This is a genomic window from Kaistella soli, from assembly GCF_019038595.1.
Taxonomy (GTDB): domain Bacteria; phylum Bacteroidota; class Bacteroidia; order Flavobacteriales; family Weeksellaceae; genus Kaistella; species Kaistella soli.
Genome location: NZ_JAHOPF010000007.1, coordinates 109,835 through 116,878 on the forward strand (window position 1 = coordinate 109,835; position 7,044 = coordinate 116,878).

General features: G+C 38.0%; 8 protein-coding genes. 1 reads left to right on the plus strand and 7 read right to left on the minus strand.

What is annotated here, in order from left to right; all coding sequences use genetic code 11:
* The first annotated feature begins 174 nt into the window (after positions 1-174).
* On the plus strand, positions 175-1,533 hold the full coding sequence (locus tag KSK37_RS13260) for a PQQ-dependent sugar dehydrogenase (RefSeq protein WP_217202010.1): 1,359 nt from the start codon (positions 175-177) through the stop codon (positions 1,531-1,533).
* A gap of 28 nt (positions 1,534-1,561) precedes the next feature.
* Here KSK37_RS13260 and tnpA read toward each other — a convergent pair whose 3' ends face one another.
* From tnpA to KSK37_RS13295, 7 genes are all read right to left on the minus strand, one after another.
* Positions 1,562-2,023: an IS200/IS605 family transposase gene (tnpA, locus tag KSK37_RS13265; RefSeq protein ID WP_217202011.1), complete on the minus strand. Its 462-nt coding sequence runs from the start codon at positions 2,021-2,023 to the stop codon at positions 1,562-1,564.
* A 387-nt stretch (positions 2,024-2,410) separates the two neighbouring features.
* Entirely contained in the window at positions 2,411-3,772 is a 1,362-nt protein-coding gene (gene hemN / locus KSK37_RS13270; RefSeq protein ID WP_217202012.1) for an oxygen-independent coproporphyrinogen III oxidase, read from the minus strand.
* Between the two features lie 105 nt (positions 3,773-3,877).
* The gene (locus tag KSK37_RS13275; protein ID WP_217202013.1) at positions 3,878-4,789 is read right to left on the minus strand and encodes a hypothetical protein; all 912 of its coding nucleotides are present in this window, start codon (positions 4,787-4,789) and stop codon (positions 3,878-3,880) included.
* A gap of 86 nt (positions 4,790-4,875) precedes the next feature.
* Positions 4,876-5,415 carry a helix-turn-helix domain-containing protein gene (locus KSK37_RS13280; RefSeq protein ID WP_088360538.1) on the minus strand — a complete coding sequence of 180 codons (540 nt, stop codon included), beginning with the start codon at positions 5,413-5,415 and terminating at the stop codon, positions 4,876-4,878.
* Between the two features lie 149 nt (positions 5,416-5,564).
* Complete coding sequence (locus KSK37_RS13285) at positions 5,565-5,939, minus strand: hypothetical protein (protein ID WP_217202014.1); 375 nt, start codon at positions 5,937-5,939, stop codon at positions 5,565-5,567.
* Between the two features lie 319 nt (positions 5,940-6,258).
* Entirely contained in the window at positions 6,259-6,750 is a 492-nt protein-coding gene (locus KSK37_RS13290; protein WP_246566611.1) for a hypothetical protein, read from the minus strand.
* A gap of 113 nt (positions 6,751-6,863) precedes the next feature.
* Positions 6,864-7,044 (minus strand): hypothetical protein (locus tag KSK37_RS13295; RefSeq protein WP_217202015.1); only part of this gene is annotated, 181 nt, incomplete at its 5' end.

A 7,044-nucleotide genomic window follows, 5' to 3' on the forward strand; every position in this document is an offset into this window, starting at 1 on the left:
ATGATTTTCAGTAGAATTAAGAATTTTTTAACAAAAGAATTTGCTTTGAATTTTTTACATATAAAAACAGGTAAAACACTGCTTAAAACACCGCAAATCCCCAATATATCATAATTAATATTTAATTTTATGAAATAATTATTAACTTCACAAAACCTTAAAAACCAAATTATTATGAAAAAAATATTACTTCTAATAGGAACATTTTCTGCCGTTTTATGCGCTGCGCAGAACATTACGCTCACTGAATTTGCCACAGGTTTAAGCAACACCGTAGAGATTGCAAATACAAATGACAGCAGGCTTTTTGTAGTGCAGCAGGATGGCCTGATTAAAATCGTTCAGCCCAACGGAACCGTCAATACTACCCCATTTCTGAACATCAGCACCAAAATAACTTTTAACGGAGAAAGAGGACTTCTTGGTTTGGCTTTTCATCCGCAATACGCGACTAACGGGTATTTCTTTGTGTATTATAACAACACTGCCGGAAATATTACCGTCGCAAGATATTCGGTGAGTACAGCAAATCCCAATGTCGCAGATCCTGCCTCTGAGAAAATATTGCTGAACATTACCAAACCTTTTGCCAACCATAACGGCGGCAGCATTCATTTCGCACCGGACGGCTATTTATGGATTTCTACCGGCGACGGCGGCAGTGCAGGCGATCCCAATAACAACGGTCAGAACAAAAACTCGCTGCTGGGGAAAATGCTGAGAATAGATGTGAATTCCACAGGACCATACAATATTCCGCCGGATAATCCTTTTGTGGGCGTTGACGGAGCGGATGAAATATGGGCTTACGGACTGAGAAACGCATGGAAGTTTTCTTTTGATTTAACCGCAGGCAATGCGATGATTGCAGATGTAGGACAGAATCAGATCGAAGAAATCAACAGAATGCCGATAACACAGCCGGGAATCAATTACGGATGGCGCTGCTACGAAGGCAACAGCGAATATAATATTGCTGGATGCGCAAGTGCAGCGACCATGACTTTTCCGGTTGCGGTATATAACCACACCGGCGGAAAATGCTCGATAACAGGAGGCTACGTTTACCGCGGCACCGCCTATCCGGCATTGGCAGGTAAATATATTTTCGCAGATTACTGTTCGACACAGATTGGAATGATGAGTCCCGATAATTCAATTGTCTGGACTACCGCATTTACCGGGAATAATTTTGCGACATTCGGAGAAGACTCAGCCAAAGAACTGTATGTGGCCGCCGTGAATAACGGAAAACTTTTTAAAGTAAGCACCACCACTTTAGCAACCGGGGAAAACGCAGGGAATGCATTTAGAATTTATCCGAATCCGGCCTCCCACAAGGTTTTTGTTGACGGTTTGAAAACCAAAAACAATCTGGCAGAGATCAATAATGCTGAAGGACGAAAAGTTTTGGAAGCCAAGGTCAACGATGATCAAAGCATTGATGTTTCGGCCTTAAAACCGGGCGTTTATTTCATTACAATCAGTTCTGATCATCTTAAAATTTATTCTCAGAAATTAATTATTAAATAATAAAGAAAAGACCTTTGAATTTTCGGTTTTAAATTAAATCTTCAAACCAATAGTTTTCATCATATTCAACATTAAATTCAACCAAAGTTCTGAGGTATTCAGTTTTGAAAACTTCACTTTTGTGATGTTCTTCCTGATGCTCAATATAATGATAAACGTTCTTCACCATAGAAGGATGATAACTGAAACCGCCAAAACCGCGCTGCCATTCAAATCTTTCGTCCAGAAATTTACTTTCGTTAATCCATTTTGATGATTTTGCCTTTACACTCTTCATCACTTCCGATAACGACACCGTGGTTTTTAACCGAAAAAGACAATGCACATGGTCTTCTACTCCATTTACAATAATGGTGGTGCAACCGGTTTCATTGATCAGACTTCCAATGACGGCAAAAAGTTCTTTCTGAAAGGGCTTTTTAATCAAAGCATTTCTGTACTTCACCGCAAACACGGCCTGAACGTAAATCTGCGTGTAGGTATTTGGCATTTCTTATCTGTTTTTTGGTTGGGAATAAATTCCTGCCAATTTTCGCAAATCCTTATTATTTTTAGGCAGGAATAAATTCCTACCCTACATTATCGTCCGTTCCTACGGAACTCCTTCCTACGAGTTGCAGAAGCAACGACCGATATACAGGATATAAATTCATTCATATCTATTGATCCAACCCAACCAATTTAATGAAATCCTATTTGTTTTTGCGCAGGAATAAATTCCTACCCTACATTATCGTCCGTTCCTACGGAACTCCCTCCTATGAGTTGCAGAAGCAACGACCGATTTACAGGATATGAATTTATTCATATCTCATTTGTCATTTGTCATATATCATCCGATTTATCCCATCCAATTCCACCCAACCAATTAAGAAAATCATATCGTCATTGAAAAAATTCTGGTCTCAGGTTTATTGCGCATCATTCGCAAATCGAAAGTCATGGCAACGTTTCTGGTAAAAGCACGTCCTTTATCGGTGATTCTTATGGAGTTCTCAGAAATGGCTACCAAACCGTCGGCTTCCATTTCCTTGAGGGCATCCAGGGCATTTTCAAGTTCCGGGAAAGAAGTCTGTAGATCCCAGGAAGTTTCAAGTCGGCACATCAGATTCAGGATATGTTTTCTGATCACTAAATCCTCACCGTTCAGAATATGTCCGTGGAAAACAGGGATCTTACCTTCTTCCACCCTTTTCTGATAACCTTCTACTGTTTTTTCGTTCTGGGCAAACGCATACCATGAATCTGAAATTGCGCTCATTCCCAAACCGATCATCAGCTGGGTTTTGCTGGAGGAATATCCCATAAAATTACGGTGAATATCTCCCGAAACCATCGACTGATAAAGATCGTCGTGTTCAAGGGAGAAATGATCCATTCCAACCTCAATATATCCGAGTTCTTCCAGTAATTTCTTGCCGTTTTCGTAGAGTTTTCGTTTCTCTTCACCGCTTGGAAGATCGTTTTCATCAAATCCGCGCTGTCCTACCCCTTTGATCCATGGAACGTGGGCGTATGAATAAAATGCAAGACGGTCAGGCTTCAGTTCTAATGTTTTGCGGATCGTGTATTCCTGTTTTTCCCAGGTGTGGAAAGGAAGACCGAAAACCAAATCATGGGAAACTCCTTTGTAGCCAATTTCTCTGGCCCAGTTGGTCACTCTTTCAACATTTTCAAAAGGCTGAATTCTGTTAATGGCTTTCTGAACCTGCGGATCGTAATCCTGAACACCGAAACTGCATCTTCTGAACCCTAAATCATATAAAGTCTGAAGATGCTCGCGCGTGGTATTATTGGGATGACCTTCAAAAGAAAACTCCGGGTTTTCGGCAATGTCTGCTTTCGCAAAAATACCTTCCAGCAAGGTTTTCAGATTGGCCGGAGAGAAAAATGTAGGGGTTCCGCCGCCCAGGTGAAGTTCTTTGATTTTTGGTTTTTTCCCAAACAGCTTCAAATAAAGATCCCACTCTTTCAAAACACTTTCCAGATAAGGGGTCTCTACAGAATGTTGCTTGGTAATCCGCTTATGACAGGCACAGAAGGTACACAGCTGCTCGCAGAACGGAAGGTGAATATAAATCGAAATCCCTTCAGCATCGTTGCTTTCATTGAACGACCTGATCACCGACTGCTGCCACAGCTCTGCTGTAAAAGAACTCTCGTCCCAAAACGGAACCGTTGGATATGAAGTGTAACGAGGACCGGGAATATTATATTTGTCGATAAGTGAATTATTCATCCTGCAAAAATAAGAAATTTATTTCCTATGCATGAGTGATAAATGTCAAGTTGGAACGAACTGAGGAATCCACAATGTCTTGCCAAACTGCTCATCCACAAGGCTCTATTCAATTCCCATTTTATTCTGTGAACAGTCAAGATAAATACTGTTGTTTAAAAATATTTTATTTCCCAACATTCCGGTCATTCCTGAATATTTCATCATTGCGTATTGGGTTTGTGAAAACCCTTCTACATAAGTAACGCTGTTTAAAGATATTTTGCGGTGGGCAATTTCAATATTCTGCCTGCAGTTTGCAGTGTAAGTTGTTAGAATACGATCCCAGGACTGCTCAGATTTTTCAATACCTATTTTTGCGCCAGGCAGTTTCAGATTCTCCCAAACTTCTTTGTTGGTCAATAATTCATAAGCACTTGTACCGGTATCAAATAAAAATTTCTGCTCCTCTCCTTTCAGTAAACCTTTAAAGATGATTTTCCTTTTTTTGAATTTAAAGTCGAAAAGTTCAGATTCAAATGGAGCGGGTGCTTTTGATAAATTTAAAGCAATATAATCTTCTTTAAAATTAATAAGTGTTTTTCTGTCTTCAAGCAGGTCTGCTCCGGCCGTGCCAATTATTTTCAGCGAATCGACATCACCATTTCCCTGCTCATACACTTTGAATTGAGCGGAACTGATTCTTGTTTTTCCAAGATAAAAAGATGTTTCTGCAGTTCCTTTACGCACAGCAATTTGGGGAATGCTCTTTACGGATTTGGAATAAAAAACAGTATAAGGAGAACCGGTGTCAAACTGCAGATAGTAAGTGGTGGTGTCATTCAGAAAATGGATGGGAAGCAACAGCACATTTTTTTCTTTACCCAACCAGATAAAAGAAATGGCCCCGCTTTCATTTTCCACTTTGAGATAATTTTTATCCGGGGTGAATTTTTGGTCAAAATAAAGATAGCCGCCAAGAGCAGCCAGAACCAGAACGGTAAAAACGGACAGTACAGTTTTTTTTAAAATCGTCATTGATTATTTTTTCGCAAATGTCTGTTTTAATAGAGTTTTCATTTGCAAAAAGAATACGTCAATTCTACGTCACTTTGCTGACGGGTTTATAAGAAGTTGATTTTTAGGCTTTTGTGCAGGTCGTTTTTATTGTTTAAACTGATGCCATTGAAAATAACCACCATTAATTTCACACAAATTATGAAAATCAGCGGCACTAAAAAAAGAGGAAAATGCAGAGACAATCCTTTTTGAACGAACGGACTTGCGATCTGTGACAGAACCAGTACAGCAGAGATAATGATCTGAACACTTACAATGCTTTTGCCAAATGCCCTGTTCTTTGGATCCTCTGTTTTATAAGTCAGAATCAAGGGAAAAATAACGCCGCCGAACGGTATAATAAGTCCCAGTAAACTGGAGAAATTAATCAGCTTTGCTCTGTCAAGGTTAAGGTTTTCTTTCTTGGGCAGCAGATTCTCAGGCTCAGTTTCGAAAGTATTTGCAAGCGTTTTCAAGGTAAATCCTTTTGGAACATTTCCTGCCTCGATCCGCTGAATAGTTCTTAACGAAAGTCCGCTTTTCTCGGCAAGTTCGGTTTGTGTTAAGTTTTTTTCCTCTCTTAAACGCTGGACTATTGATTTCATTTTTGTTTTGGTTTGCGGTTGGGATACGCTTTCTGTCGACGGCTGCGGATATCTGTTGGCGAGTATGAAAACTGCGTTTGTAAATATAATAAAAGGATCACGAAGTGAAAATCTTCATATGCATCCCATCTTCGTTCCTGCCAGTTATTTTATTCTTTTATGGTATCAGTCAAAACTCGATATGCTTCAAACACTTCATATTTTGGCTTTTGAATACATTTTGGAAGAGGTTCCTTTTCGTTAAGAATGATTTCATACTTCCATGAATATTCAGGTAAGGACTCCAAAGACACCCAACAATAATTATCATTGATATTCAGTGCTTTTAAAGTATTTAAAAATTTTAATTTTTCACCGTTTTTCATTCTGAAATTTTTAACTGTTACAACGCCATCAATTTCAGAGATTAAAGTTCTGGTCCTTGTCTTGTATTCGTCATAATGCTTAAGATTATTTTCAGAACCCTCCAAATAAGAAGTTTTTTGGATAATATTTTTAGAATTACATCCAATAAGAATAGGCATTAGCAGGGAAAATATAACTTTAACTTTCGTTTTTGTGGAGAGATTTTGGCATTTAGGTAAACCGTGAAAAGCGATGACGAACTGGATAAAAGGAAACTTTAGCTCAATTTAGACAAAACGAAGCAAATGCTTCAATTCTAAATTTTTTAATTAACGTTTTATTGAGAAAGCTGGGCAGAAATTTGGATCGTCAGCCTATATTGAAGCAAAACCATGTTATAGGGCGTTTTTTTATTCATCAATATCTTCAAATGTCAATTCGTTTTTATCTTTATTTATAGAGATCCTTCTAAATGTTGGTGCATAACCCTCTTGTCCACTAGGTTGGAAATACTCTCTTAACAAAAGCATTTGAAGTCTCATAATTTTGCGTCACTTTAGATCCAAAATATCTTTTGTCAGAAAGATAAAGCATTTGTTTGACGGAAGAATTGTTAGTTTTGAAATTGTCAGAATTCTTTATTTTAAAAATCGCATTTTGCTTATCGCGCGCTGAAATTTTCAACGTAAAAGTGTGATAATAGTCGCCAATTGCTGACATTGATTTGTTGTCTTGTAAATCAAATTTGTCTTTTAAAAATATTTGTTGTTCTTCAACAAGTTCTTTTGCGTTATTCTTTGTAAAAAGTTGGTCTTCAAACGCAGTCCACAGTACTATCGATAATATAAAAACTCCAAAAATTATTGTTAAATACTTTCCTGTCTTTGGGTGACCAAATTTTTTTGGAATAAAATATAATAAAAGTCCAAGCCCGATTGGAAGTCCAACAAAAACAAGAATAAAAAGCCCTATTAGTAAAATTTCGTCCAATCTTTTAGTTGTGTTTTTTGGTTATGCGTTCCGTCCTAAAATGACCTATAACGGTTGGGTATTTCTGCAGGCGGGGATTATTATAACTGATATTTGTAAATATAACGAAATAATCAATTAGCGAAAATCTCTATGATGTAAACTTCAACTCCGCTAATAGAAATGCCGTGTTGAACTAAACCTCCGGTAGCTTTTTCGATTCGCCGTTTTAGTAATTTTGTTTTTTTAACAATCAAAACATTTACTATGGCTACAAAAAAAAATCTCCGGAGGATGTAAGGACGAACAAAATTT

Coding starts and splice junctions, on each gene's coding strand:
- KSK37_RS13280 (WP_088360538.1), bottom strand. CDS start 5,415: ATGAAATCAATAGTCCAGCGTTTAAGAGAGGAAAAAAACTTAACACAA.
- KSK37_RS13275 (WP_217202013.1), bottom strand. CDS start 4,789: ATGACGATTTTAAAAAAAACTGTACTGTCCGTTTTTACCGTTCTGGTT.
- hemN (WP_217202012.1), bottom strand. CDS start 3,772: ATGAATAATTCACTTATCGACAAATATAATATTCCCGGTCCTCGTTAC.
- KSK37_RS13260 (WP_217202010.1), top strand. CDS start 175: ATGAAAAAAATATTACTTCTAATAGGAACATTTTCTGCCGTTTTATGC.
- KSK37_RS13285 (WP_217202014.1), bottom strand. CDS start 5,939: ATGCCTATTCTTATTGGATGTAATTCTAAAAATATTATCCAAAAAACT.
- tnpA (WP_217202011.1), bottom strand. CDS start 2,023: ATGCCAAATACCTACACGCAGATTTACGTTCAGGCCGTGTTTGCGGTG.